Annotated in this window: 17 protein-coding genes; 8 read left to right on the top strand and 9 right to left on the bottom strand. The window is 73.7% G+C overall.

Going from position 1 to position 26,451, the window contains the following annotated elements; translation table 11 throughout:
- Positions 1-21 precede the first annotated feature (21 nt).
- From ACZ7LU_RS12955 to ACZ7LU_RS12925, 7 genes are all read right to left on the bottom strand, one after another.
- The gene (locus ACZ7LU_RS12955; protein ID WP_471149484.1) at positions 22-1,482 is read right to left on the bottom strand and encodes a peptidoglycan D,D-transpeptidase FtsI family protein; all 1,461 of its coding nucleotides are present in this window, start codon (positions 1,480-1,482) and stop codon (positions 22-24) included.
- Complete coding sequence (locus ACZ7LU_RS12950) at positions 1,479-2,852, bottom strand: FtsW/RodA/SpoVE family cell cycle protein (protein ID WP_471916717.1); 1,374 nt, start codon at positions 2,850-2,852, stop codon at positions 1,479-1,481. The genes ACZ7LU_RS12955 and ACZ7LU_RS12950 overlap by 4 nt, the downstream gene beginning before the upstream one ends.
- Before the next feature lie 62 nt (positions 2,853-2,914).
- Positions 2,915-3,418, bottom strand: coding sequence for an SH3 domain-containing protein (locus ACZ7LU_RS12945; RefSeq protein WP_471916716.1), 504 nt, complete (start codon positions 3,416-3,418; stop codon positions 2,915-2,917).
- A 131-nt stretch (positions 3,419-3,549) separates the two neighbouring features.
- Positions 3,550-4,860 (bottom strand): ATP-binding protein, encoded by a 1,311-nt coding sequence (locus ACZ7LU_RS12940; RefSeq protein ID WP_471916715.1) that lies wholly within the window; start codon positions 4,858-4,860, stop codon positions 3,550-3,552.
- Positions 4,857-5,633, bottom strand: coding sequence for a hypothetical protein (locus ACZ7LU_RS12935; RefSeq protein WP_471916714.1), 777 nt, complete (start codon positions 5,631-5,633; stop codon positions 4,857-4,859). The genes ACZ7LU_RS12940 and ACZ7LU_RS12935 overlap by 4 nt, the downstream gene beginning before the upstream one ends.
- A gap of 72 nt (positions 5,634-5,705) precedes the next feature.
- On the bottom strand, positions 5,706-6,377 hold the full coding sequence (locus ACZ7LU_RS12930) for a class F sortase (RefSeq protein WP_471916713.1): 672 nt from the start codon (positions 6,375-6,377) through the stop codon (positions 5,706-5,708).
- A 44-nt stretch (positions 6,378-6,421) separates the two neighbouring features.
- Positions 6,422-6,940: a hypothetical protein gene (locus ACZ7LU_RS12925; RefSeq protein ID WP_398301155.1), complete on the bottom strand. Its 519-nt coding sequence runs from the start codon at positions 6,938-6,940 to the stop codon at positions 6,422-6,424.
- Positions 6,941-7,249: 309 nt separating this feature from the next.
- On the opposite strand from ACZ7LU_RS12925, the gene ACZ7LU_RS12920 reads away from it, so the two are divergent.
- Positions 7,250-8,059, top strand: a complete 810-nt coding sequence (locus ACZ7LU_RS12920) for a nuclease-related domain-containing protein (protein ID WP_471916712.1) — start codon at positions 7,250-7,252, stop codon at positions 8,057-8,059.
- A gap of 32 nt (positions 8,060-8,091) precedes the next feature.
- Here the strand turns inward: ACZ7LU_RS12920 and ACZ7LU_RS12915 are convergent, their stop codons facing one another.
- Positions 8,092-8,520, bottom strand: a complete 429-nt coding sequence (locus tag ACZ7LU_RS12915; RefSeq protein ID WP_398301158.1) for a nuclear transport factor 2 family protein — start codon at positions 8,518-8,520, stop codon at positions 8,092-8,094.
- A gap of 110 nt (positions 8,521-8,630) precedes the next feature.
- Complete coding sequence (ligD, locus tag ACZ7LU_RS12910) at positions 8,631-9,518, bottom strand: non-homologous end-joining DNA ligase (protein ID WP_471149477.1); 888 nt, start codon at positions 9,516-9,518, stop codon at positions 8,631-8,633.
- A gap of 110 nt (positions 9,519-9,628) precedes the next feature.
- Between ligD and ku the strand changes: the two genes are divergently transcribed.
- From ku to ACZ7LU_RS12875, 7 genes are all read left to right on the top strand, one after another.
- A complete protein-coding gene (ku, locus tag ACZ7LU_RS12905; RefSeq protein ID WP_471916711.1) occupies positions 9,629-10,702 on the top strand; it encodes a non-homologous end joining protein Ku in 1,074 nt (357 codons plus the stop codon).
- Between the two features lie 224 nt (positions 10,703-10,926).
- Positions 10,927-11,133, top strand: a complete 207-nt coding sequence (locus tag ACZ7LU_RS12900) for an MbtH family protein (RefSeq protein WP_398301164.1) — start codon at positions 10,927-10,929, stop codon at positions 11,131-11,133.
- A complete protein-coding gene (locus tag ACZ7LU_RS12895; RefSeq protein WP_471916710.1) occupies positions 11,078-12,628 on the top strand; it encodes an MFS transporter in 1,551 nt (516 codons plus the stop codon). Before ACZ7LU_RS12900 ends, ACZ7LU_RS12895 begins: the two co-directional genes overlap by 56 nt.
- Positions 12,621-16,430 carry an amino acid adenylation domain-containing protein gene (locus ACZ7LU_RS12890; RefSeq protein WP_471916709.1) on the top strand — a complete coding sequence of 1,270 codons (3,810 nt, stop codon included), beginning with the start codon at positions 12,621-12,623 and terminating at the stop codon, positions 16,428-16,430. Before ACZ7LU_RS12895 ends, ACZ7LU_RS12890 begins: the two co-directional genes overlap by 8 nt.
- Positions 16,415-17,503 (top strand): MupA/Atu3671 family FMN-dependent luciferase-like monooxygenase, encoded by a 1,089-nt coding sequence (locus tag ACZ7LU_RS12885; RefSeq protein ID WP_468313609.1) that lies wholly within the window; start codon positions 16,415-16,417, stop codon positions 17,501-17,503. Before ACZ7LU_RS12890 ends, ACZ7LU_RS12885 begins: the two co-directional genes overlap by 16 nt.
- A complete protein-coding gene (locus ACZ7LU_RS12880) occupies positions 17,500-22,368 on the top strand; it encodes an amino acid adenylation domain-containing protein (RefSeq protein ID WP_471916708.1) in 4,869 nt (1,622 codons plus the stop codon). Before ACZ7LU_RS12885 ends, ACZ7LU_RS12880 begins: the two co-directional genes overlap by 4 nt.
- Positions 22,365-26,447, top strand: coding sequence for a non-ribosomal peptide synthetase (locus ACZ7LU_RS12875; RefSeq protein ID WP_471916707.1), 4,083 nt, complete (start codon positions 22,365-22,367; stop codon positions 26,445-26,447). The genes ACZ7LU_RS12880 and ACZ7LU_RS12875 overlap by 4 nt, the downstream gene beginning before the upstream one ends.
- Positions 26,448-26,451: the final 4 nt, after the last annotated feature.

Raw genomic sequence — 26,451 nt, 5'->3', positions numbered from 1 at the left:
GGCCAGGGGGTGGCAGCCCGGTCAGCGGGCGCTGATCGCCGCCTCCATCACCGCCTTCGCGATCGGCGCCGCGCTGCCGCCCCCGCTGATGTCCCCGCGGTCCGCCGACGCGTCCTCGACCACCACGGCGACCGCCACCGACGGCTCCGGGTCGTCGGCCGCCTGCGCCCAGGACACGAACCACGCGTACGGCGTGCCGGAGTTGTCGATGCCGTGCTGTGCCGTGCCCGTCTTGCCGCCGACCGTCACACCGCGGATCGCCGCGTTCGTGCCGGTGCCCTCCTCGACGACCTGCGTCATCATCTCCCGCAGCTGCGCCGCGGTGCCCGGACTCATCGCCTGCCGCAGCGTTCTCGTCCCCGTGCTGTCGACCACGTCGCCGTCGTCGCTCGTCGTACGGTCCACGAGGTGGGGGGCCTTGACCGAGCCGCCGTTCGCCACGGCCGCCGACACCATCGCCATCTGCAGCGGCGTCGCCCGGGTGTCGTACTGACCGATGGCGGAGAGCGCGAGCTGCGCCTTGTCCATCGACGTGTCGAAGTGGGACGGGGAGACGGACGACGGGATCCGCAGCCCGTCGTCGTCGAACCCGAAGCCGCGTGCCGTCTCCGTCATCGGACCGAGGCCCGTGTCGACGCCGAGCTTCGCGAACATCGTGTTGCAGGACCACCGGAAGGCGTAGCGCAGGCTCGCGTTCTCGCAGCCCTCCACCTCGTTGGTCAGCCGGGTGCTGGTGCCGGGCAGGGTGTACGGGCTCGGGGACTTGGTCGGCGCGTCCAGGTCCGTCACCGTGCCCGATTCGAGTGCGGCCGCCGCCGTCACCACCTTGAACGTCGAACCGGGCGGATAGGTCTGGCGGATCGCCCGGTTCAGCATCGGCTTGTCCGGGCTGCCGTTCAGCTCCGCCCAGCTGTCCGCGACCGAGCCGCGGGTCCCGGAGAGCCGTTCGGGGTCGTACGAAGGGGTGCTGACCAGCGCGAGGATCTTCCCGGTCGACGGCTCGACCGCGACGACCGCCCCGCGCTTGCCGCCGAGCCCCGCGTACGCGGCCTGCTGTACCGGCGCCTTGATGGTGGTCTCGACCTTGCCGCCGGGGTTCTGCGTGCGCGTGATGTCGTTCCACAGCGGGAGCGGGGCGAGCATCGGATCGGTGCCGGAGAGGATGTCGTCCTCGGTGTTCTCCAGGAAGGTCGTGCCGTACACCTGCGAGGCGAAGCCGGTCACGGGTGCGTACAACGGCCCGTTGCGGTACGTCCGTTCGTAGCGGAGCTGCTCGCCGGTGTCCCTGGAGCCGGTGACGGGCCGGCCGTCGACGAGGATGTCGCCGCGCGGCTGGCCGAAGCGGACGATGGCGTTGCGGCGGTTGGCCGGATTGTCGTCGAGCGCGTCGGACTGGACGACCTGGACGCGGGTGGCGTTGCCGAGCAGGGCGATGAGCAGCAGCGCGCAGAACGCGGCGGCATGCCGGATGTACCGTGTCACGCGGTCTCCGCGGGGACGGGCTGGCTGCGCGCCGAGTCGCTGACCCGGATCAGCAGCGCCACGATGATCCAGTTGGTGACGACCGACGAACCGCCCTGCGCGAGGAACGGCATCGCCATGCCGGTGAGCGGGATGAGCCCCATGACGCCGCCCGCGATCACGAACACCTGGAGCGCGACGATCGAGGCGAGCCCGATCGCGAGCAGCCGCCCGAACGCGTCGCGCAGCGCCAGCCCGGCCCGGAAGCCGCGCTCCACGAGCAGCGCGTAGAGCAGGAAGATCGCGCAGAGCCCCGCGAGCCCCAGCTCCTCGCCCGCCGTGGCCAGGATGAAGTCGGACTTCGCGGCGAAGCCGATGAGGATGGAGTGGCCGAGGCCGAGCCCGGTGCCGAGCATCCCTCCTGCCGCGAACGCGAAGAGCGACTGGGCGAGTTGGTTCGGCCCCTGCCCCGCGTCGATGGAGGCGAAGGGGTGCAGCCAGTCCTCCACACGGCTGTGGACGTGCGGCTCCAGCGAGCCGACCGCGAACGCGCCGAACGCGGCGAGCAGCAGGCCGACCGCGATCCAGCCGATGCGGCCCGTGGCGACGTACAGCAGGATCACGAAGAGCCCGAAGAAGAGCAGCGAGGTGCCGAGGTCCCGCTCCAGGACGAGGACGCCGACGCTGAGCAGCCAGATCGCGACGATGGGGCCGAGGACGCGCCCGGTGGGCAGCTGGAGGCGCTCGAACCGCCAGATGGTGCGTCCGGTGTAGGCGAGGGCGTTGCGGTTGGCGGCGAGATAGCTGGCGAAGAAGACGGCCAGCAAGATCTTCGCGAACTCGCCGGGCTGGATGGAGAACCCGCCGATCCGGATCCAGATCCGGGCGCCGTTCACGGCGGGGAAGAAGATCGGCACGATCATCAGGAGCAGCGCGGTGACGACGGAGAGATAGGCGTAGCGCTGGAGCACGCGGTGGTCGCGGAGGAAGAGGACGGCGACGATGAAGAGGGTCACGCCGACCGTCGACCAGATCAGCTGGGCGGGCGCGGCCTCGTCGCTCGGGGTCTCCAGGTCGAGCCGGTAGATGAGGACGAGGCCGAGGCCGTTGAGGAGCACCGCGATGGGCAGCAGCAGCGGATCGGCGTACGGGGCGCGGAAGCGGACGGCGAGGTGCGCGAGGAGGGCGAGCACGCCGAGCCCGGCGCCGTAACCGGCGGCGCCGGGCGGGACGGTGCCGTGTCGGGCGAGGCCGACGTCGCAGTAGCCGTACACGGAGAGCAGGACGGCGACCACGAGCAGGGCGAGTTCGGTGCCGCGACGCCGGGGGACGTGGACGACCCGGACAGCGGGGCCCGCTGGGGGTGCGGGGTCCGCGCTCGTTCCGGCCATGCCCGGAACGTAGCAAGCAATCGCCCCGAAGTCCGCTTATGTCGACTATGTCGGCCGGGGCGTCAGCACCAGCGGGGCACCTTCCCGATGTTGGCGATGTAGTGCGCGGACCCCCAGGCCCAGGTCCCGTCGGTGAGCAGGTACCAGACGTTGTTGTTGACGACGCGGTCGCCCTTGGTCCTGCAGAAGATGGTGACGACCTTGCCGTACGGCACGCTGCGGACCACCTTGCTGCCGCGGGTCGGGGAGGTGCGGAGCAGGAGCCCGGACCTGGCGGTGACGCGGCCCTTGTAGACGGGCGGCTTGCTCTCGGCCTTCTCGACCTTCTGGTCCTTCTCGGCCTTCTGGGTCTTCTGGGTCTTCTCGGTTTTCTCGGTCTTGTCTTCCTTTCCGACCTGCGCTGTCTTCTCCGCCTTCTCTGCCTTCTCCGTCTTCTCGGTCTTGCTGGTCTTGGTGGCGTTGTCGTGGTCGTCCAGGGCCGCGGCCGGGCCGGTGACGGCGAGCGCGGCGAGGGCACAGCCGGCGGTGACCGTGCCGAGCCGGATGGCGGTGGTACGCAGGGACATGAGGACTCCTCAGGTGAGGGGGCGGGGCGGCCGAGCGGTTGCGCAAAGGCCGCGATTCTCACTAGAAGCGTCACCCTGTGTGCGCACAACCTCACCTGGAACCCCAAGAAGCCCACGGGTGGCGCAACCGCCTAACGCGGCGGCTCGTCCCCGTCGCCGCCCTCCGGAGCCTCCTCGAACGGCAGCCGCAGCGTCGCCACCGCCCCGCCGTCCGCCGCGTTGGAGAACCTCAGCCGCGCACCGAGAACCGCCGCCTGCCCGAGCGCGATGGTCAGCCCGAGCCCGTGCCCCTTGCTCGTCCCCTCGGTGCGGAACCGCTGCGGCCCGTGCTCCACCAGGTAGTCCGGGTAGCCGTCGCCGTGGTCCCGCACGGAGACGACGGGACCGTCGACGGTCACAAGGACCGGTGCACGCCCGTGCTTGAGCGCGTTGGCGACGAGGTTGCCGAGGACCCGTTCAAGCCGCCGCCGGTCGGTCTCCACGCACACATCGCGTACGACGACGAGCTCCGTGCCCTCGCCCGAAGAGCGCACCACGCGCTCCGCCAGTGGAGCGAGCTGGTGCGCGTCCAGGTCCACCCGCTCGCTCTTCGCGTCGAGCCGGGAGATCTCCAGCAGGTCCTCGGTCAGCGTGCGCAGCGCGGCGACCCGGTCCCGCACCAGCTCGGTCGGCCGGCCCGGCGGCAGCAGCTCGGCCGCCGCGTGCAGCCCGGTCAGCGGGGTGCGCAACTCGTGCGCGACGTCCGCGGTGAACCGCTGCTCGCTCAGGAGCTTGCCCTGCAGCGTGGACGCCATCGTGTCCAACGCCCCGGCGACCGCGGCCACCTCGTCCTGGTGGCGGGGCACGCCCGTGGCGCCCGGGCCGGAGTGCGGGTCCCTGACCCGCGCGTCCAGGTCGCCCGCGCTGATCCGCCGCGCCACCTGCGCCGTCTGGTGCAGCCGCCGCGTCACCCGCGTCACGGCGAACGCGCCGACCAGCAGCGTCGCGCCGATCGCGAGCACCGAGGAGCCGAGGATCGCCCGGTCGAGCCCGTCGATGGTGCGGGCGCCCTGCGCGTAGTCGACCTGGACGGCGATGGCTCGGTGCCCGTCGGCGGGGCCCGCGGCCCACATCGTCGGCCGGGACTCGTGGGCAGCGACCATCGTGCCGCGCTCCCCGCTCAGCGCGAGGTCGCGCAGGCTGCCGGGCAGGCCCGCCGGGTCGACGCCCGCACCGGGGCCGAGCCGGTCGCCCGCCTCGTACCGCTCGGTGACCTCGGTGAGGCGGGCGAGGGCGCGCTCGCGGGCCTGGCCCACGGTCTGGTTGGTCACCGACACGTGCACGAGCGCGCCGAGCAGCGCGGCGAGCGCGCAGCACATGACGGTGATGAAGACCGCGGCCTTCCAGGTGAGGGTCGCCGTCCAGGCGGGGAGCCGCGGCCCGCGCGGCTGCCGGTGGCTCATCGCCCGCCGCCCGCGGTGGAGGAGGCGCTCGCCGAGGGCGTGTCCGAAGGGCCGTCCGACGGCTTCGCGGGGGAGGGGCGGGGCGTCTTGGGCCGCGGCGCGTTCGCGGCGCGGACGATCTCGTCGCTCGTCGGCAGCATCGCCTTCTGGTGCGAGTCCCAGGACCAGACGGTGTGGTACTCGTACCCCGCGAGGCTGGAGACGGCGCGGATGATCAGATCGCGCCCGGCCAGCTCGACGCCGAGCACGGCGTCGCTCATCTCCATGATCTGCGTCAGCTGCCGCTCCTTCTCGGCCTCGGCGTAGACGCGGATGTCGAGGTTGTCGTCGGGCGTCGAGACGCCGACGACCAGGTCGTCCTCGCCGTCACCGGTCAGATCGCGGTAGTACGCCTTGAGGACGGGGCACCGCCCCTTCTCGCCGGAGCCGTCCTCGGCGCAGTCCTCCAGCCGCTCCAGGGTCTCCTGATACGCGGAGTCGGAACGTTCGTACGTCCCCGGGTTCTCGGCGAAGTCCGCGCGGACGACGTCGACCGGGTCCACCTTGCGCAGGCCGCCCGCCGGCACCTCGACGCCCTCGACCTTGACGCTCTCTATGGCGCCGTAGTCCTCGGCGGGCACCGAGGGGGACGGCAGGTCGGGCCAGAGGCGGGTGGGGCCCTGGGCGGTCGGCGTCGCGCCGGCGCCCTCCAGCCCGCCCGGATCGCCGCAGCCGCCCACCGCCACCACGGCGAGGACGGCGAAGGCGGCGGCCGCGAGCCGGCTGCGGTTCACTGCACTCCTGCCTGCCGCGGGGCGCGGCCTGTCGTGACGCCGGGCCCCGCGGTCACGACACCGGGACGGGTGTCAGGACACGAGGTCGGCGTAGAGAATGATGTTGTCCGAGCGGTGACCGTCCACGAGCGGCCCGCCGCAGGTCAGCAGGCGCAGCTCGGGCCGGTCGGTCGCCCCGTACACCTTATTGGTGGGGAAGTCCTTCTTGTCGACCTGCTGGATCTCCCGCACCGCGAAGACCGCCGTGCCGCCGTCCGCGCGCGGCACCTCGACAGTGTCGCCGACCCCGACCTTTGCCACGTCCTTCATCAGCGCGGGGCCGTTCGCGGTGTCGTAGTGCGCGACGATCACGGCCGGTCCCTTCTCGCCGGGCGTGACCCCACCGGTCCACCAGCCGGGCTCGTCCGCCCTGTCCACCGGCGGCACGTCGAGCTCCCGGTCGGCGCCGACGCCAAGACCCAGCATCGACGTCGCGTCGACGCCCGCCGAGGGGATGCGCAGCCCGGTCGGCTCGGACGGCTTCAGCGGGGCGACGGCCCGCTCGCCCCGGTCGGCGACGGCGTTGTGCACCCGCACGTCGGGGGCCGGGGCGCCGGCGCCGCCCTGGGCGCAGGCGATCAGGCCGATGCCGACCGCGGTGGTCAGGGCGGCGGCGGTCGCGATGCGGGTGGTGTGGCGGCGGCGGGGGACGGGGGCGGCCGGTTCGTCGGACGTGCCGGGCTCGGAGTTGGTCGCGGTGTGCACGGGGGTTCGGGCTCCTCCGGGGGGGTGGCCGGCGTGGGCGGGGGTCAGGAGTCCGTGCGGCCGCGGCGCAGCATCGCGAAGCCGAGCCCCGCGGCGCCGGCCGCCGCCATGCCGCCCCCGGCGACCAGGAACGCCGGATCACCGGCGTCCCGCACGCCCTGGGCACCGGCCGCGACGCCACCCTCGGGCGGCGGGGTGCCCTTCTGCTCCCGCTGCTCCTTCTCGCCGCCCTTGCCGTCCTGGCCGTTCAGATACGCGATGCCGATGTGCCCGTTGCGGGGGTGCAGCTCGTACCGCACACCGTCCTGAGTGGCCGTCGGGTGCGTGGCGGAGAGGGCCGCGACCTCCTTGCCGTCCAGGGAGACCGTCGCCGCGTACGAGCCGCCGCGGTTCAGGATCCGCGCCTTCGCGCTGTTGCCGAGGGTGACCTCGAAGGACTCGCCCCTCGGCTTGGGCGCCGGTGCGTCCGCGAAGGCGCCCGCGACCGGGACGAGCAGCGCTCCGCCGACGAGGGCGGAGACGGCGGCGGTACGGAGGAGGGGACGGCGGCGCTGGGTGCTCACGGGACGTTCCTTAGGTCGCTCGACTGATCGCTGAGCCGATCGCTTGACTGATCGCTCGGCTGATCGCTCGGGTGGTCGCCCGGGGGGACCGGGCGACAGTGACGACGCTAGATGTCCGCCATTGCGGCGGTTCGGCGGCTGCGTAACAGCGGGCCATAGCTGTGCGGGCGGTGCCGTTACGGGACCGGAGGGACTTCCCGCCCGGACCGGCGCACTCGGCGCAAAGACGCCCCGACTTCCGTCGCGCGCCTCCGGGTTCTTGCCGCGGGAGCGTGCGGGCTGGTCCCATGGTCCAGGGGGTGATGGCGCATGAACGGACTGCGCGTCGTACCGGCCTGGCGGCACGGGCAGGAGCGGTTGTACGTGTGTCTCGCGGACGGCAGGAACATCGCCTGGTACGACCGTGACTCGTCCCGCGTCAACCTGCTCAGCGAGGACCACGAGCGGGACGTACTCGACGTCCTCGCGCCCTTCCTGGCCGGTCAGGTCACGGTGGGCCCACCGCCCGTACCCACCCCGGGAGAGCTGGCCCGCCTCGCCCTCCACCCGGACGACGACCTCGCCCCGAACCGGCCCGGCGAGGCCCTGCAGATCTCCCTGGACCGCGACCCGGCGTCCGCCCGCAGGCTGCGCGCCGACCCCCGGCACCGCGCGCTCGCCGCCGAGCAGGCGGTCGGAGCGGCCCTGGACGGCCTGGAAGGCGCGGGCTGGCGGGTGCTGCACTCCCTGCCGCTGCCCGGCGGCGCCCGCATCCACCATCTGCTGATCGGCCCCGGTGGCCTGTTCTGCGTGGGCACCCTCGCCGTCCGCAAGCAGCGCGTCCGCATCGCCGACCCGATGGTCACGGTCGGCCGCGCCGAGCCGTTCCCCCTGCTGCGCACCATCCGCTCGGACGCGGGCCGGGCCTCCTTCGCCCTGACGGCCGAGGTCCGCCCCGTCCTGGCGCTGGTCGGGACGGGCGCCGCCGACCTGGACGTGGCGGCGCCGCCACGCGACGTGCGGGTGCTGCGTGAGGCGGACCTGCCGGCGCTGGCCCGGCTCGGCGGGGTGCTGAAACCGGCCGATGTGGAGGCCCTGCACGCCCTGGCCAGGGACCGCCACACCTGGGAGCGGGTCTGACCTCTTCGCGGGTGTGGTGAGCGGCCCGCCTGTTACAGGTTGTCCCCCCAGCCGCCCTGGATCATGGTCTGGAAGGCCCAGGACCCGCCGCGTCTGATCAGGATGTCGGCGTAGCGCAGCTGCTGCGTCTCGCCGTTCGCCGTCATCACCGAGTCGGTGAAGACGACCGCCATGGAGGGGGAGAGGAAGACGGGCGTGCGCGTGGACTCGAAGGTGATGTCCTCGCTGCCGTCGCCCATGACGTGCGTCATGGTCCCCACGAACTGCTCCCGGTCCCACTGCGCCGCCCGGCCGTCGCCCGCGGAGTCGTCGCTGACCAGGTTGAGCGGGAAGACGGCCAGGTCGGCCATGCGCTCCACGTCGCGCTTCGCGCTGTGCGCGTCGTACTCGGCGAACCAGGCGTCCAGGCTCGCGCGGTCCTCGGCGGTCGGGACGTATCCGGTCTCGGGAAGAAGGGTCACGCGATCTCCTCATCAACTTTGACTAGTGATGGAGAAGGTATGCCTCGAAGCGCTACTAGTCAAACTTGATTAGGTGTGACGCCGGTCACGGTCGGTCGTCGGCTGCCGGGTCAGGGGAGCGGGCGTGCCCGGTCCGGGTCGGCGAGGGGCTCGAACAGGTCCCCGAGCCGCCGCAGCCGGGGCCCGACGTCGTCCGCCGCGAAGGCCAGCTGCTCCGGCTCGTCGCAGTCCTCGACCTCGTCCCAGGTCACGGGGGTGGAGACGGTCGGCTCGGGGCGGGCCCGCAGCGTGTAGGGGGCGGCGGTGGTCTTGGCGGCGGCGTTCTGGCTGAAGTCGACGAAGACCTTGCCGGGGCGCAGGCTCCGCGTCATGCGGTGCACGACGAGCTCGGGCAGCTCGCGCTCCGCCTCGACGGCCAGCCCTTTGGCGTACGCGGTGACCCGTTCGGAGGGGGTCGGCTCCAGCGGTACGAGCAGGTGCAGCCCCTTGCTGCCGGACGTCTTGGCGTACACGTGGAAGCCGTCGGCAGTCAGCCGCTCCCGCAGCCAGAGCGCCGCCCGGCAGCACTCGACGACCGAGGCGGGCGGGCCGGGGTCCAGGTCGAAGACCATCCGGTCGGCCCGCGCCGGGGCGTCGGCCCGCCACTGCGGCACGTGGAACTCGGTGACCAGGTTGGCCGCCCACATCAGCGTGGCCAGGTCCTGGACGAGGACCTGCCGCGCCCTCCCCTCGGAGCGGGAGCGCGGCACCTCGGCCGTCCGCACCCACTCCGGGGTGCCCGGCGGCACGTTCTTGGCGAAGAACCGCTGGCCGTCGGGCCCGTCCGGATAGCGCAGGAACGAGACGGGCCGGTCGCGGAGGTGGGGGAGGAGGGCGTCGGCGGTGCTCGCGTAGTAGTGCAGGACCTCGCCCTTGGTGAAGCCGCTCGCGGGATACAGGACCTTGTCGAGATTGCTGAGCGCGAGCCTTCGCCCCTCCACCTCTGTGATCGGCGTCATAGGATGAGAGTCCCATAAAACGGTCACAACGCCACAAAGGGCGCAGTGGCCCATAGCCCATAGCTCATAGCCCATAGCCCTTCCTTCCCCACTCCCGTGAGGTGCCGGACGTGCGATCCATATGGAACGGTGCGATCTCCTTCGGACTGGTCAGCATCCCGATCAAGCTCGTGAACGCCACCGAGAACCACTCCATCTCCTTCCGGCAGATCCACACCGAGGACGGCGGCCGCATCCGCTACCGCAAGGTCTGCGAGCTGGAGGAGCGCGAGGTGCCGACGGCGGAGATCGGCAAGGGGTACGAGGACGCGGACGGCTCGATCATCCCGATCACCGACCAGGACCTGGCCGCACTGCCCATCCCGACGGCCAGGACGATCGAGATCGTCGCCTTCGTCCCCGCGGACCGCATCGACCCGCTCCAGATGGGCGCCGCCTACTACCTGTCGGCGAACGGCGTCCCCGCCGCCAAGCCGTACACGCTGCTGCGGGAGGCGCTCAAGCGGAGCCAGCGGGTGGCCATCGCGAAGTACGCGCTCCGGGGCCGGGAGCGGCTCGGCATGCTGCGCGTCGTCGACGACGTGATCGCCATGCACGGGCTGCTGTGGCCGGACGAGATCCGCGCGCCCGAAGGGGTGGCGCCGGACGAGCACGTGACGGTCAGGGACGCCGAACTCGACCTGGCGGACGCCCTGATGGACACCCTCGGCGAGGTCGACCTCGACACCCTGCACGACGACTACCGCGAGGCGGTCGAGGAGCTCGTCGCCGCGAAGGCCGACGGTGCCGCACCCGCGAAGCGGGCCCCGGCCGGCGAAGGCGGCGGCAAGGTCATCGACCTGCTCGCCGCGCTGGAGAACAGCGTGCGCGAGGCGCGTTCGGCGCGCGGGGAGGCCGCGGGTTCGGAGGGCGGTGGGGACGGCGGTTCGGTGGCCGAGGTGACGCGGCTGCCGCGCAAGTCGTCCCGTGCCACTCCCAAGCAGGTGGGCGGCAAGAAGAAAGCCACCACGGCCAGGAAGAGCGCGACGAAGTCGACGGCGTCCAAAACGACGGACTCCAAGGGCGCGGCGACAAAGACGACGGCGACAAAGACGACGGCTCGCAAGACCGCCGCCAAGAAGGCGACGGAGAAGAAGACCACCACGGCGAAGAAGTCGACGGCAAAGCGCAGAGCCTCGGCCTGACAAGTACAGGGTCTCGGTCCTGACAAGCGCAGAGCCGCGGCCCGGCCGGGTGGCGGTGTTGACACGGCAGGGCACATTGCAAAGCAGGGACGGCATATTGCACCCCGTCCCCTTTTGTGACCCTGTGATGAATGTCACAAATCCTTGAAGGAATTAGATCCTCCGCGCAATGATCCCTGCGGACACAATGGGATTCTTTAAGTTTTCCGGAGGGTTTAAGGTTAATGGCCAGTAATCCATTCGAAGATGAGGGTGCGGAATATCTGGTGCTCGTCAACGACGAGAACCAGCACTCCCTCTGGCCCGTCGGCCTCGACGTTCCGGACGGCTGGAGCGTCGGGCAAGGGGCGAGTTCACGGGCGGATTCCCTGGCCTATGTGGAGCGGCACTGGACGGACCTCCGTCCCGCGAGCCCGATATCCGGCTCCTGACGTGGCCGACCCCGAAAGAGAAGAAGGAAAACAGCGGAAACGGGACGCGGCGGGCGCCGACAGCGGCGTGAGCCGGCCCCCGGGACGCTTCGCCGGCGCCGGTCCCTTGATGCTCGTCTGGTCGGGACAGGCCGTCTCACTGGTCGGAAGCGCCGTTCTCAGATTCGCTTTCATAATCGAGGTGTGGTCCACCGGGGAGCAGGCGTCAGCCGTCACCGCACTGACCCTCTGTGCCGTACTTCCGCAGGCGCTGTTCAGCCCATTTGCTGGCGCGATTATCGACCGCATCCGTAAACGGTCCGCACTGCAGATCGCGGACGCGGGCGGAATTCTGGCCGTCGGGCTGCTCGCTCTCGTGCACTTCTTCGGCGGCGGCCTGGAGCCGTGGCAGGTCTACCCCGCCACCGTCGTTCTCGGCATCTCCGCCGCCTTCCAGCTGCCCGCGCTCACCGCCGCCGTGCCGCTGCTGGTGCGCAAGGACCAACTCGGCCGCGCCAACGGCCTGTTGGCGGGCGCCAGGAGCGCCGCCGGCATCTGCGGCCCCGCGCTCGGCGGCATCATGATCGCCCTGTCCGGGATCGGCGCCGTCCTCGTCATCGACCTGGTCAGCTACGCCTTCGCACTGATCGGCGTACGCATCGTCCGCATGAAGGGCGACAAGGTCCCCGAGGGCGCGGGCGCCCCGCGCACGAAGATCACCGCGGAGGCCGTCGAGGGCATCCGGTACCTCTTCCGGCACGCGAGCCTGCGCGACATGACCGTGAACTTCTGCACGGTCAACCTCGTCATGGTCTTCGGCTTCGCCGTCGTCCAGCCCATGGTGCTGCTCAAGTCGGGCAACGGCGAGCTCGCCGCCGTGAACAGCGCGATCGGTGTCGGCGGGGTCGTCGGCGGCCTGCTGATGGCCGCCTGGGGCGGGCCGAAGAACCGCGGCAGCGGCATGATGCTCGGCGTCCTCGGCATGTGCCTGTCGGCGCAGATCGGCATGTCCCTGGTCGGCGGGGTCGTCGGCTGGTGCGCGGCCATGCTGGTCGGCGCGCTGCTCATGACGGTCGTCAACGCCTCGATGCAGGCCATCGTGCAGACCAAGGTGCCCCACGAGTGGCAGGGCCGGGTCTTCGGCGCGGTGATGTTCCTGTCGCAGATCTCCGGGCCGCTGGCCATGGCGTTCTCCGGGCCGCTCGCCGACGGGCTCTTCGAGCCGCAGGCCGCCGACGGGTCCGGTGTCTTCGTGGCCCTCGGCCCGCTCCTCGGCGACGAGCCGGGCAGCGGCATGGCGGGGATGCTGTTCCTCGCCGGTGTCGCGGGTGTCGTGGTCGCGCTGTGGGGCCTGGCGAGCCGCTCCATCCGGGACATCGACGTACTTCTGCCGGACATCGAGCATCCCGAGCCCGAGCCTGAGCCCGGGCGTGATTCCGAGCCCGAGCCCCGGACGGGTCCCGCCCTCGTGGCCGAGGACGAGGGTGGTGAGAAGGGTGACGCGGTGCGTGCATGAGCTGTTCGAGGAGCAGGCCGCGCGGACACCCGGCGCGACGGCCCTCGTGTACGAGGACGAACGGCTGACCTACGCCGAACTGGACGCCCGCGCCGACCGGTTGGCCGGGCTCCTCGCGGCACGCGGAGTGGTCCGCGGCGACACCGTCGGGGTGTACCTGGAGCGCACCACCGATCTGGCCGTCGCGGTCCTCGGCACGCTGAAGGCCGGTGCCGGATACGTGCTGCTCGACCCCGGCTTCCCGGCCGGGCGGCTGCGCGAGATGGCGGCGGACGCGGGGATCGCCGTGCTGCTGTCGCGGGGCGACACCGTGCCGGAGGCCGCGGCGGGGGCGGCGCTTTCGACGCTGTCGGCGCTGTCGGCGGTTCCCGTGGTGCACGTCGAAGACGCCGCCCGGGCGCGGCCGTTGGGGCGAGGGGCGGTGCGGGCGGAGCCCGGCGACGTCGCGTGCGTGATGTTCACGTCCGGTTCCACGGGCCGGCCCAAGGGCATCGTCGCACCGCACCGCGCCGTCACCGCCACGCTGACCGGGCAGGACTTCGCCTCCTTCGGGCCGGGCGCGGTGTGGCTGCAGTGCGCTCCCGTGTCGTGGGACGCGTTCGCGATGGAGCTGTGGGGGCCGTTGACGAACGGCGGCACCTGCGTACTCCACCCGGGCCGGCGCCCCGACCCGGTGGTGATCGCCCGGCTCGTCGCCGCGCACGGCGTCACGTCCATGTACCTGTCGGGCTCCCTCTTCAACGTGATCGTCGACGAGTACCCGCGCGCCATCGACGGGCTGCGCGAACTGATCGTCGGCGGCGAGGCGCTGTCGCCCCCACACGTGGCCCGCGCCCTGGAGCGCCGCCCCGAGCTGCGGCTGAGCAATGGCTACGGTCCCGTCGAGTGCATGGTCTTCCTCACCGTCCACCCGATCACGTCGCGGGACGTGCGGGACGGCGGGCCGGTGCCGGTCGGCCGCCCGCTGCGCGGCAAGCGGCTGTACGTGCTCGACGAACGGCTCGCTCCGGTCGCGGACGGCGCGACGGGTGAGCTGTACGCCGCGGGGACGGGCCTCGCGCGAGGCTACTGCGCGGGGCCGCTGACGGCGGAACGGTTCGTGGCCGACCCGTTCGGCGCACCGGGCGACCGCATGTACCGCACCGGCGACCTCGCGGTGCGGCGGCCCGACGGCACCTTCGAGTACCGGGGGCGCGCCGACGGCCAGGTGAAGATCCGCGGCTTCCGGGTGGAGCCGGGCGAGGTCGAGAACGTACTGACCCGCCACCCCGGCGTCGGCAGGGCCGCCGTGGTCGCCACTCCTGCGGGGCCGGACGGGGAGCGGCGGCTTGTCGCATACGTGGTACCCAGTGCGGGCGCGGGTCGGAGTGGAGGCGGGGGCGGTGAACAGGCGCCGTCGGAGGCGGAGTTGCGCGCCCACGCCGCGAGTCTCCTCGCCGACTTCCTGGTGCCCTCCGCCTTCGTGCGCCTGACGGAGCTGCCGCTGACCGCAGGCGGAAAACTGGACCGGGCGGCGCTGCCGGCACCCGACGGGCTCTCCTCGGCGCCGGGCGCCACGGGGGCGAGCACGGGCGGGGGCGGGAACGGCGACCGGAACGGGAGCGGGAGCGAGGACGGGAGCGAGGGCCGGACCGTGCGCGCGCTGTGCGGGCTCTTCGCCGATGTCCTCGGCGTCGGCGAGGTCGGCGCGCACGACGACTTCTTCGCGCTCGGCGGGCACTCGCTGCTCGCCGCGCGCGTACTCGGCCGCGTGCACGCCACGCTGGGCGCGGCGGTCGACCTGCGGACACTCTTCGAGGCGCCCACTCCGGCCCGGCTCGCACCGTACGTCGAGGGTGCGGTGGGGGAGGCCGGCCGGGTAAGCCCCGTGCCGCGGGTAAGCCCCGTGCCGGCTGCCGCCTCGGCGCCCCTCCCCGTCTCGGACGCCCAGCACCGCCTGTGGTTCCTGGACCGGCTCGGCGCGGGGGTCGCGTACAACCTGCCCATGCTGGTACGGCTGCGTGGCGCGGTCGACGCGGGCGCGCTGGAGGAGGCGCTCGGGGATGTCGTGGCCCGCCACGAGGTGCTGCGCACCGTCTTCGACGAGGTGGACGGCGCACCGGTGCGGCGTGTGCTGCACGGGGCCGCGGCGCGCGTGCTCTTCCGGCATGTGACGGTCGGCGAGGGTGAGTTGGAGGCGGCCATCGACGAAGCCGCCCGACACCACTTCGACCTCAGGGCCGAACCCCCGGTGCGGGGCGCCCTGTTCATCACGTACGAGCGGCCCGACGAGTACGCCCTGCTCGTGCTGGTCCACCACATCGCCGGCGACGGCTGGTCGCTCGCACCGCTCTTCCGCGATGTGTCGCGGGCTTACGCGGCCAGGGTGGGTGGGGCCGGTAGGGCTGGTGGAGGCCCGAGCGGCGTCACCGCACTGCTGCCGCCCCTACCCGTCTCCTACGCCGAGCACGCCCGCCACCGGGCCGCCCGCCTCGGCCGCGCCGACGATCCGGACTCCCTCATGGCCCGCCAAGTCGCCTACTGGCGGCGTACGTTGGCGGGGCTCGACCCAGCCGGGCCCCTGCTGCCCAGGCGCCCGGAACGGCCCGCCGTACCCGGACCGGCCGCCGCCACGGTCGTACGCCGCCTCGACGCCGCCACCCACGCCCGGATCGTCGAGGCCGCCCGCGCCCGGGGCGCCACCCTCTTCATGGCCCTGCACGCCGCGCTCGCCGCGACCCTCGTGCGGGCGGGCGCGGGCGAGGACCTCGCGATCGGCGCGCCGGTCGCCGGGCGCGCGGGGGACGGCGGCGTCGAGGACGTCGTCGGGTTCTTCGTGAACATGCTCGTCCTGCGCACCGACGTCTCGGGCGACCCCGGCGCACGGGAACTTCTCGCCCGGGTCCGGGACACCGACCTCGGCGCCTTCGCCCACCAGGACGTGCCGTTCGAGCACGTGGTGGGCGAGCTCAACCCCGTACGGACGCCGGGCAGGCAGCCCTTCACCGACGTCGTCCTCGCCCTGCAGAACAACGCGCGCGCCGACGTCGGACTCCCCGGCGCCGACCAGGGCGTCGAGGTGGTCCGCACCGGCGCCGCCCGCTTCGAACTGCTCGTGGACGTCACCGACGCGACGGGCCCCGGCGGCGTACCGGAAGGACTCACCCTCACCTTCGAGTACCGCACCGAATCCCTGGAGGAGCGCTTCGTGGCGTGGCTCGCGGACGCGCTGCCCCGGGCACTGGAGGCGGCGGCCGCCGCGCCGGACACCCCGCTCTCGCGGCTCGTCCCCACGGGCCCGCCGCGCCGCGCGGACGACCGGGACGTACTCGTGCCGGGGGCTGCCCCGGCCGCCGAGGGGCCCACGGACGATGCCCCGGCCGACGCGCTGGAGCGCGAGATCGCCGCGGTCTGGCGCGACGTACTCGGTCTGCAGGCCGCTGGAGCCGGACCCGGTGCCGAACCCGACGCCCGCCCGCCCATCGGGCGGCACGACAACTTCTTCGCCCTCGGCGGCAACTCGTTGCGCGCGGTGCGGGTCGCCGCGCGGCTCACCACCGAGTCCCGCCCCGTGACGGCCGCCCAGCTCTTCGCCGCGCCGACCGTCGCCGCCCTCGCCGCCGAACTGGCGCGGACACCCGCCCAGGCCGGCCCGGCCCCGGCGCCCATCCCGCGCCGCCCACGCGTGCCGCGCGTCCCCCGCCAGCAGGACCGTCAGAACCGTCTGGACCAGCCCGAGCCGCCCCCGCCCCCGCCCCCGCCCCAGTCCCACTCGCCCCGCCCCCGCTCCACCCAGGAGGAGAAGCCGTGGACCTCAGCGTGATGTTCTTCGGCGCCGACAGCGGCGTCCCCGCGCAGGGGGCCGGCTCCGGTCCTTCGGGAGCGGGCGTCCGGCACGCGGACACGTACGACGACATCCTCACCGTCGCCCGCACCGCCGACCGGCTCGGTTTCCACGCCGTGTGGACGCCCGAGCGCCACTTCCAGCAGGTCGGCCAGGTGTTCCCCAGCCCGCCCGTGCTCAGCGCGGCGCTCGCCGTCGCGACCGAGCGCATCGGGATCCGCGCGGGCAGCGTCGTGCTGCCCCTGCACCACCCGCTGAAGGTCGCCGAGGACTGGGCGGTCGTCGACAACCTCTCGCACGGCAGGGCCGGCCTCTCCGTCGCCACCGGCTGGCACTCCGCCGACTTCGCCCTCGCCCCGGACCACTACGAGGACCGCAGGGAGCGCACCCTCAGCGCCATCCCCGAGCTGCGGCGGCTGTGGGCGGGTGAGCCGGGCCAGTACCCGGACGGCACCGGGCAGCCCGTCAGCGTGGTGCCCCAACCCCGCCCCGTACAGGAGACCTTGCCCCTCTGGGTCACCACGTCCGGCAACCCCGCCACCTGGGAGGCCGCGGGACGGCTCCGCGCCGGCGTGCTGGGCGCGACCGTCGGCCAGAGCAGGGACGAGCTCGCCGAGAAGATCGCCCGCTACCGCGCGGCCTGCGCCGCCGCCCCCGACCAGGCGGGCACCGACGCCCACGGGCGGGTGACGCTGATGGCGCACACCTACGTCGGCGCGGACGACGCGGAGGTGCGGCGGCTGGCCGCCGCGCCCCTCAAGGCGTACCTCGCCAAGTACCTGGGCCAGACCGCCGCCAACCGCGCGGCCGAGGGCCGCGAGGGCGAGCGGCTGACCGAGGAACAGACCGGCATGCTCGCCGAGTTCGCGTTCCAGCGGTACCTCAACTGGGGCAGTCTGCTCGGTTCGCCCGGCACCTGCGCCAAGATGCTCGCCGACCTGCGCGACCTGGGCTGCGACGAAGTGGCCTGCTTCATCGACTTCGGCATCGGACGGGACGAGGTCCTCACCGGACTGCACCGCCTCGCGGAACTGAGAGAGGCCGCACTGTGACCCCGAAGAACCCGGAAACCCCGGAGACCCCGAAGGCCCCGGAAGCCCCGGAGAACCCGAAGGCCCCGGAGAACCCGAAGAGTCCGGCCACCTCCTCCATGGCCGACCGGTTCAGCGCGCTCACCGGCGAGCAGCGGGTCCGGCTCATGCGCCGCCTCGTCGAGGCGGGCCGCGCCCGCGAGATCCCCGCGGTGGTGCCGCCCCGCGACGCCACCGCCGGGCCCGTGCGGCTCAGCTCCGCGCAACGGGACCTGTGGGTGTACGAGTCGCTCTATCCCGGCACCCCGGCGCTCAACCTCTGCTGCGCCTACCACTTCGAGGAGCCCGACGGGCCCGTCACACCGGCCGGCTCCGTCGACCCGGCCCATCTGGAGGCCGCGCTCACTCTCGTCCAGCGCCACCACGACATCCTGCGCAGCCGGATCACCGGCACGGCGGACGACCTGCGCGTCGACTTCCCCGACGAGGGTCCCTTCGTACTGGAGCGCGACGACCTGCGCGGCACCGGCACGACCATCGAGGAAGCCTTCCGTGCCTTCCGCCGCCGCCCGTTCGACCTCGGCGCGGAGCGGCTGATCCGCGGCCGCTTCGTGCGCGTCGACGAGCGGCGCTCGACGCTGATGCTGAGCCTGCACCACATCATCACCGACTGGTGGTCCTTCGACGTCCTGCAGACGGAGTTCGCCGAGGCGTACCGGTCCGTGCGCGACGGCGTCGAGCCGCGGCTGACCCGCCCCGCCGTGCAGTACGCCGACTTCGCCTCCTGGCAGGGCGAGCTGGAGGCCGCCGGGGTCTTCGACGCACGCCTCGACTTCTGGCGCCGCTATCTGGACGGGCCGCCGGGCCCGCTGACCGTGCCGGGCCACGGCGGCCACAGCACCGGTGAGGGAGAGCAGGCCGGGGAAGGCGGCGAGGACGGCATCGTCCAGATCCGCTTCCGCGTCGACGCCCCCACCGCCCGCGCCGTCCGCGCGCTGGCCCGCGAGCGCGGCGCCTCCGTGTACGTCGTCCTGATGACCGCCTTCGCGGTCCTCGCGCACCGCGTCACCGGCGCCGACGACCTGGTGCTGGGCACCCCGGTCGCCAACCGTTCCGCCAAGGGCCTCGACCGGGTCATCGGCTACGTCATGAATGCCGTGCCGACCCGCTGGCGCATCGCCGACGGAGACTCTTTCGCCGACGTCCTGGCCCGCTTCGGCACCGACTTCGCCGCGCTGATGGCCAACGCCGACCTGCCGGTGGGCCGCATCGTGTCGGCCGTGGCGCCCGAGCGCAGCGCGGGCCGATCCCCGCTGTTCCAGTGGGTGTTCATGCACCTGACGGAGCAGCCGAGCGTCTCGGCCGTACGCGAGTTCGCCGAACCGGAGCGCATCCACACCGGCGGTGAGCACGACCTCGTCGGTGTCGTGCGGGACAGCGGCGACGGCATGGACGGCAGCTTCGAGATCCGCACCGACCTGTTCTCCGCCGCCGCCGTGACCCGCTGGGCCGACAGCTACCTCACACTGCTCCAGCAGGTCACCGCCGATCCGACCGCACTCGTACGGGACCTCGACGTCCTGTCCACCGCCGAGCGCCGCCGCGTCCTCGACCTGTCGGCGGGCCCCGCCGCGCCCGCGCCCGAGACGCTGCCGGACACCGTGGCGCGGCACGCGGCCCGCACCCCGGACGCGGTCGCCCTCGAAGCCGACGGGCTGTGCCTCACGTACGCCCAACTGTCGGCCCGCGTCGACCGGCTGGCCGGTCTGCTCGCCCGCCACGGGGCGGCACCCGGGCGGACCGTCGCGCTCGCCCTCGGGCGCGGCGCGGACCTCCCGGTCGCCGCGCTCGCCGTGCAGCGCGCCGGGGCCGCCTATCTGCCGGTCGAGCCCGACTACCCGGCCGAGCGCGTCCGCCGCACGCTCGACGACGCCGCCCCCGTGCTCCTCGTCACCGACGCGCGTACGGCCGAGGCCGACGTCCTGCCGCACACCGGCGTGCCCCGCATCGTCCTGGACGACGAGACGTACGCGACGCATACGACGTACGCGGGCGAGCCCCCGGCCCCAGCCCAGCCCATCGACCCGGCACACGCCGCCTACGTCATCCACACCTCCGGATCCACCGGCACCCCCAAGGGAGTCGTGGTCCCCCACGCGGGAGTCGCCGCGCTCGCCCGCAGCCTCCAGGACCGCTTCGCGCTGGACGCGGACGTCCGGGTGCTGCAACTCGGCTCACCCGCGTTCGACATCTCCGTCGCCGAGATGTGCATGGCCTTCGGGCCCGGCGGCACGCTGGTCGTGCCCCCGCCGGGGCCGCTCGTCGGCGACGCGCTCGGCCGGGTCCTCGCCGAGCGGCGGATCTCCTGCGCGATGGTGCCGCCGTCCGTCCTCGCGACGGTGCCCGACGGCGCGTACCCGGCGCTGCGCGCCCTCGCGGTCGGCGCGGAGGCCTGCCCGCCCGCCCTCGTGGCCCGCTGGGCCGTCGGCGGCCGCCGCTTCCACAACGCGTACGGGCCCACGGAGGCCACCGTCGCCGCCACCCTCTCGGGACCGCTGACCGGCGACGGCACACCCCCGCCCATCGGCACCCCGGTCGCGGGCACCACCGCCCACGTCCTCGACGCGCGGCTGCGCCCGGTGCCCACCGGGGTCGCGGGCGAGCTCTACCTCTCCTCGGCGGGCCTGGCCCGCGGCTACCTGAACCGCCCCGGCGCCACCGCCGAACGCTTCGTCGCCGACCCGTACGGCACCCCCGGCTCCCGCATGTACCGCACGGGCGACCTGGTGCACCGCGCCGACGACGGCACCCTGCACTACCTCGGCCGCACCGACGAGCAGGTGAAACTGCGCGGGCTGCGCATCGAACCGGGCGAGGTCGCGGCGGTCCTCGCGGAGCACCCGACGGTGGCCGCGGCCGCCGCGGCCGTACGCGACGACGGTGACGCCAACGCCATCGGCAGACCACGGATGGGCCCGCGGTCCGGGCCGCAGCTGGTCGGGTACGCGGTGCCCGCCCCGGGGCACACCGTCGACCCGAACACGCTCCTCGCGTACGCCGCCACCCGGCTGCCCTCCCACATGGTCCCCTCCGACCTCGTGGAACTCCCCGAACTGCCCCTCACCCGGAGCGGAAAGCTCGACCGCGCGGCCCTGCCCGCACCCCGGGCCGCCACGGCGACGCGCGCGCCCGCCTCCGCGCGCGAGAAGGAGCTGTGTGCCCTCTACGCACGGATCCTCGGCGTCGAGGAGGCCGGCGCCGACGACGACTTCTTCCGGCTCGGCGGCGACAGCATCATGGCCATCCAACTGGCGGGACAGGCCTCGGCTGTGGGGCTCGTACTGACTCCGCGCGACGTCTTCACGCTCCGTACGCCCGCCCAACTCGCCCTCCACGCCAGCTCGTTGCCCGATGCACCGGTGGAAGGCCTCATCGACACCGGTACCGGGCACTTCCCGCTCACGCCTGTGATGCGGTGGTGGCGCGAACAGGGCGGTGACGGGGGCGCGTTCACCCAGTCGATGGCCTTCCCCGTGCCGCCCGGCACGGACCGGGGACGGATCGAGCAGGCCGTCCGAGGGCTCGCCGAGCGGCACGGGGTCCTGCGGATGCGACTCCTGCCGGAGGACTCGGCGGCGGAGGTCACCGAGCAGGTCCCGGCCGGGGCACACCTGGTGCGCGTCGGCGTCGAGGGCGAGGCGGAGGCGAGGGCCGCCGCGCGCGAACGGGCGGCGGCGACCCGGCTCGCCCCGGAGGACGGCGAGATGATGCGGGCGGTCTGGTTCGACGCGGGCCCGCAGCGGCCCGGCCTGCTGCTCCTGACCCTGCACCATCTGGCTGTCGACGGCGTCTCGTGGCGGATCATCGGCCCGGAACTGGCGGCCGCGCTGTCGGGACAGGGAGCGGCGGGGGAGGAGTACGGCACCGGGCTCTCCTTCCGGCGGTGGGCGGAACTGCTCGCCGAGGAGGCGGTACGGGAGGAGCTGGAGGCCGAACTCCCGTACTGGCGACGCCAGGTGGCCAGTCGATCTGGCTTGGGGTCGGCTTCGAGTTCGGGCGCCCGTCGCGCGACCCTCACCGTCGAGCTGCCCGCCGACCTCACCACGGCCGCGCTCACCACGCTGCCGGCCGCCTACAACTGCGGCCCCGACGCGGTCCTGCTCACGGCCCTGACCGTCGCGGCCGTACGCCACCGGGGCACGGGGACAGATACCGGCACTGGCGCCGGCACCGGGCTCCTCGTGCACCTGGAGGGCCACGGCAGGGAGGCGCTGTCCCGGCCCGCCGACGTGTCCCGGACGGTCGGCTGGTTCACGACCCAGTACCCGGTGCTGCTCGACATCGGACAGCACGCGCTGACCGGTGGCGCCGCGTTGGGCGAGGTGCTCAAGTCCGTCAAGGAGCAGCTGCGGGCCGTGCCGAACGGAGGCATCGGCTGGGGGTTGCTGCGTTACCTCAACCCGCGTACGTCCCCGGTCCTCGCCGAACACCCCTCCCCCGACGTGCGGTTCAACTACCTGGGCCGTCTCGCCGCCGGTGACGCGGCGGGCGGCGAACTGCTCGACGGCGGCGTCGACGCGGTGCCGCTCGGCCACGCGGTCGAGGTCGACGCCCTCGCCAGGGAGGGCGCGGACGGGCTGCTGCGCCTCGAAGCCACCTTCTCGTACGCGGAAGGGGTGCTGGCGGAGGAAGAGATACGGGAACTCGTCGCGCTGTGGCGCGAGACGCTCGACGCCCTCGTGCGGGAGACGGAGCGGGGCGGCCCGGTCGGCGCGACCCCCTCCGACTTCCCGCTCGTCAGCCTCTCCCCCGACCAACTCGCCATGCTCGAAGGCGACATGACCGACCTGCTCGACGGCGAGCCCGGCACGGAGGGCGCCCGATGAGCGGACGCATCGCGGACGTCCTGCCGCTCACCCCGGCCCAGGAGGGCCTGCTCTTCCACACCGTGCGGGACAGCGCGGGCCCCGACCCCTACCTGGTCCAGGCCCGTTTCCGTATCGGCCCCGAGGTCGCCCCGGACACGGTACGGGCCGCACTCGACGCCCTCATGGCGCGGCACCCCAACCTGCGCGCCTGCTTCCGGCACGAACGCCTCGAACGGCCCGTGCAGGTGATCCCGCACGCCGTCACCGTGCCGTGGACGGAAGTCGACCTGACCGGCCGCGCGCCCGGCGACGTCGAGACGGCCGAGACAGTCGAGGCGGCCGAGCCGGGCGTGGCAGTCGAGGCGGGCGTGGCGGAGCTGCTTGCGCAGGACCGTGCGCGGCGCTTCGACCCGGCGCGCCCGCCCCTGCTCCGCGCCGCGCTCGTGCGGCACGACGCGGGCCACGAACTCCTCCTGTCCTTCCACCACATCCTGCTCGACGGCTGGTCGATCCCTGTCCTGGAGCGCGACCTGGCGGCACTCGTCACCGGCGGGACACTGCCGCCGGCCGTGCCCTACCGCCAGTACGCCCTGTGGCTCAGCCGCCAGGACCAGGGCCGGGCCGAGGCGGCCTGGCGCGAGGCACTCACGGGCCTGGAGCGACCGCCACGGCTGGCGCCCGCGGAACCCTCCGGTGAGGAGTCCGTGACGGGGGCGGAGCCCGACACCGTCCGACTCCACCTCACCGCCGCACTGACCGCCGCGTTGGTGCGCCGCGCCGCCGACGCGGGCGTCACCCTCAACACCCTGACGCAGGCCGCCTGGTCCCTGGTGCTCGCCCGGATGACCGGCGCCCGGGACGTGGTCTTCGGCGGCGTCGTGTCGGGCCGCCCGCACGACCTGCCCGGAGCCGGGGAGATGGTGGGCCTGTTCATCAACACGCTGCCCGTGCGGGTCCGCCTCCGCGACGGCGAGACCGTCACCGAGCTGCTCACCCGCATCCAGGACGAGCAGTCGCGCCTCGCCACGTACCACCACGTGCGCCTCGCGAAGGTGCAGAGGGCGGCGGGGGCGGGCTCCGGGGCGGGAGTGGGTGAGCTCTTCGACTCGGTCCTGGCGTTCGAGAACTTCCCCCGAACGGCACAGGGAGCGCAAGGGGAGCAGGGCAGTCCGGACCCGGTCAACACGGTCCGGGTGATCGACGTCCGCGACGCCACGCACTACCCCGTGACGCTCGCGGTCGTCGCGGGGGAGCGCATGCTCCTCGCGGTGAGCTGCCGCCTCGGCATCTCCGCGGCAGCCGTCGCGGCCCGCATGGAGCGGGCCCTGGAACAGCTGGCCGCCCACCCCACCGCCCCGGTCGGCCGGATCGACGTACTCCCGGAGAGGGAACGCCGAGAGCTGCTGGCACGGGCCGCGGGCGCGCCGGGTGACGGCACCGCCGGACCGGCCACCATCACGGCACGGTTCGCCGCGCAGGCCGCCCGCACCCCGGACGCGCCCGCCGTCGAGGCCGACGGCGAGGTCATGACGTACGCCCGACTGGACGCAGAGTCCGACCGCGTCGCCCGGCGTCTCGTGGCGGCGGGCGTCACCCCCGGCTCCACCGTGGGCCTGCTGCTCCGCCGCTCGCCGTCCCTGATCGTCGCGCAGCTCGCGGTGCTCAAGGCGGGCGCGTGCTGGCTGCCGCTCGATCCGTCCCACCCGCAGGAGCGGCTGACGCGGCTGCTCGACGCGGCGTCGGCGGAGCTGGTCGTGGTGGAAGGGGAGCTGCAAACAGAGGGACTGGCCTCCGAACTCCCAGCCCACCCACGCCACTTGCGTATACGCGGGACATCACCGGAGGCCTCCTTCCCCGCTGACGCCTCCCACCCCGAGTCCACCGCCTGCGTGATGTACACGTCCGGGTCGAGCGGCGCGCCGAAGGGCGTCGCCGTCCCGCAGCGGGCTGTGGTCGAGCTCGCCGCCGACAGACGCTTCGCGGACCCGGCGCACCGCCGCGTGCTGCTGCACAGCCCGCACACCTTCGACGCAGCCACGTACGAGGTGTGGGTGCCGCTCCTGACCGGCGGCACGGTGGTGATCTGCCCGGACGAGCCCGTCACACCGGCCTTGCTGGCCCGGGTGCTGCCCGAGCACGGCGTCACCGCGCTGTGGCTCACCGCCGAGCTGTTCCGTGCGGTCGCGGAGCTGTCACCCGAGGCGTTGCGCGGGGCGCGAGAGGTGTGGACCGGCGGTGACGTCGTGGACCCGGAGGCGGTGCGCCGGGTCCGCGAACACTGCCCCGGCACGACCGTCGTCAACGGCTACGGCCCCACGGAGACGACCGTGTTCGCCACGGCGCACCGCGTCGGCGTCACGGAACCCGTGCGGCGAGGCCACCCGGTGCCGATCGGCCTGCCGCTCGACGGCACCCGCGTCCACGTCCTCGACGCCCGGCTGCGGCCCGTGCCGGACGGCTGTGTGGGGGAGGTGTACGTCGCAGGGGCGGGCCTGGCCCACGGGTACGTCGGCCGGCCGGCCGCCACGGCGGAGCGCTTCGTCGCCGATCCACACGGCGCCCCGGGCACCCGCATGTACCGCACCGGCGACCTGGCCCGCAGAACACCTTCGGGCGCCCTCGTCTTCGCGGGCCGCGCCGACGACCAGCTGAAGATCCGCGGCTACCGCATCGAGCCCGCCGAGATCGAGGCGGCCCTGACCGCCTGCCCCGGGGTGACCCGCGCGGTGGTCGCAGCCACACGGGCCCCGGACGGCGCCAAGCGCTTGACGGCATGGGTGGTCCTGACCGAAAACACGACACGTCCACCCGCCCCGGCGCCGAACCCTGACTCCGCCTCCGCCTCCGCCTCCGACTCGGAAGCCGAACTCACCCCCGATCCCAACGCCCCCGACCCCCTGGACCGTGTCCGAGCAGCCGCCGCTCGTCTTCTTCCCGCCCACCTCCTGCCCACCGCCTGGGCCCGCATCGACGCCGTGCCGTTGACCCCGCACGGCAAGACCGACCGGGCCGCGCTGCCCGAGCCCGGCGCCGGGACGACGCCCGCGCGGGCCGCGCAGGCCCCGCGTACCGCCCGTGAGAAGGAGCTGTGCGCGCTGTTCGGGGAGGTGCTCGGGATCGTGGACGCCGGGCCCGGCACCGACTTCTTCGCGGCCGGCGGGCACTCGCTGAGCGCGCTGCGGCTCGTGGGCCGCATCGAAGGCGAGTGGGGCGTACGCGTCCCGGTCGCCACGCTCTTCGCCGCGCCGACGCCCGCCGCACTCATCGACCGCATCGACGGGCCGGGACCGGGACAGGACCCGGCGCCCGGCCAGGGACCCGGGCCGGACGTCGCCGACAGCCTGGCCCCCCTGCTCGCCCTGCGCGCGGCGGGCGACCGCACCCCGCTGTTCTGCGTGCACCCCGGGCTCGGCGTGAGCTGGGCCTACACGGCCCTGCTGCCCCACCTCCACCCCGGCCGCCCGGTGTACGCCCTCCAGACCCCCGCCCTGTCGGAGGAGGAGGGGGAGGGGCAGGAGGCGACAGGGATGGGGCGGCGACTCCCACGCTCCGTGGGTGAGTTGGCCGACACCTACCTGGAGCGCATACGCACCGTCCGGCCGCACGGCCCGTACCTCCTGCTCGGCAGGTCCTTCGGCGGGCCCGTCGCCCACGAGATGGCGGTGCGGCTGCGGGCCGCCGGCGAGGAGGTCGCCCTGCTCGCCGTGGTGGACGCCATGCCGAAGCCGCCGGAGACCGCCCGCACACCCCTCGCCGCCGGCGTCGCGGACGACGAGGCGCGGCGCATCATCCGGGAGGAAGGGGCCGCCCTCGACGGCATCGGGGAACACCGCCTCGCCGCCCTGACCCGCGCGATCGCCCACCACGTGACGCTCGGACGGAGCTGGACCCCGTCCCCGTACGACGGCACCGTGACCCTCTTCGCCGCCACCCGCGACCCCGAGGCCATCCCCACCGAGGTGAAGGCGGCGGGCTGGCGGCGCGCCGCCGCGGCGGTCGACGTGCACGAACTGGCGTGCGCCCACGCCGAGGTGCTCGACGCGGAACCGGCGGCCCGGATCGCCGCCGTCCTTGAACACACCCTCCAGGGAGAGTGAACCA

It is taken from the genome of Streptomyces sp. NPDC039462 (assembly GCF_055639375.1).
Note: the sequence above shows the minus strand (reverse complement) of the source record. Positions and strands in the feature narration are given on the sequence as shown.

Coding starts and splice junctions, on each gene's coding strand:
- ACZ7LU_RS12950 (WP_471916717.1), bottom strand. CDS start 2,852: ATGGCCGGAACGAGCGCGGACCCCGCACCCCCAGCGGGCCCCGCTGTC.
- ACZ7LU_RS12945 (WP_471916716.1), bottom strand. CDS start 3,418: ATGTCCCTGCGTACCACCGCCATCCGGCTCGGCACGGTCACCGCCGGC.
- ACZ7LU_RS12940 (WP_471916715.1), bottom strand. CDS start 4,860: ATGAGCCACCGGCAGCCGCGCGGGCCGCGGCTCCCCGCCTGGACGGCG.
- ACZ7LU_RS12920 (WP_471916712.1), top strand. CDS start 7,250: ATGAACGGACTGCGCGTCGTACCGGCCTGGCGGCACGGGCAGGAGCGG.
- ligD (WP_471149477.1), bottom strand. CDS start 9,518: ATGACGCCGATCACAGAGGTGGAGGGGCGAAGGCTCGCGCTCAGCAAT.
- ACZ7LU_RS12900 (WP_398301164.1), top strand. CDS start 10,927: ATGGCCAGTAATCCATTCGAAGATGAGGGTGCGGAATATCTGGTGCTC.
- ACZ7LU_RS12895 (WP_471916710.1), top strand. CDS start 11,078: ATGTGGAGCGGCACTGGACGGACCTCCGTCCCGCGAGCCCGATATCCG.
- ACZ7LU_RS12875 (WP_471916707.1), top strand. CDS start 22,365: ATGAGCGGACGCATCGCGGACGTCCTGCCGCTCACCCCGGCCCAGGAG.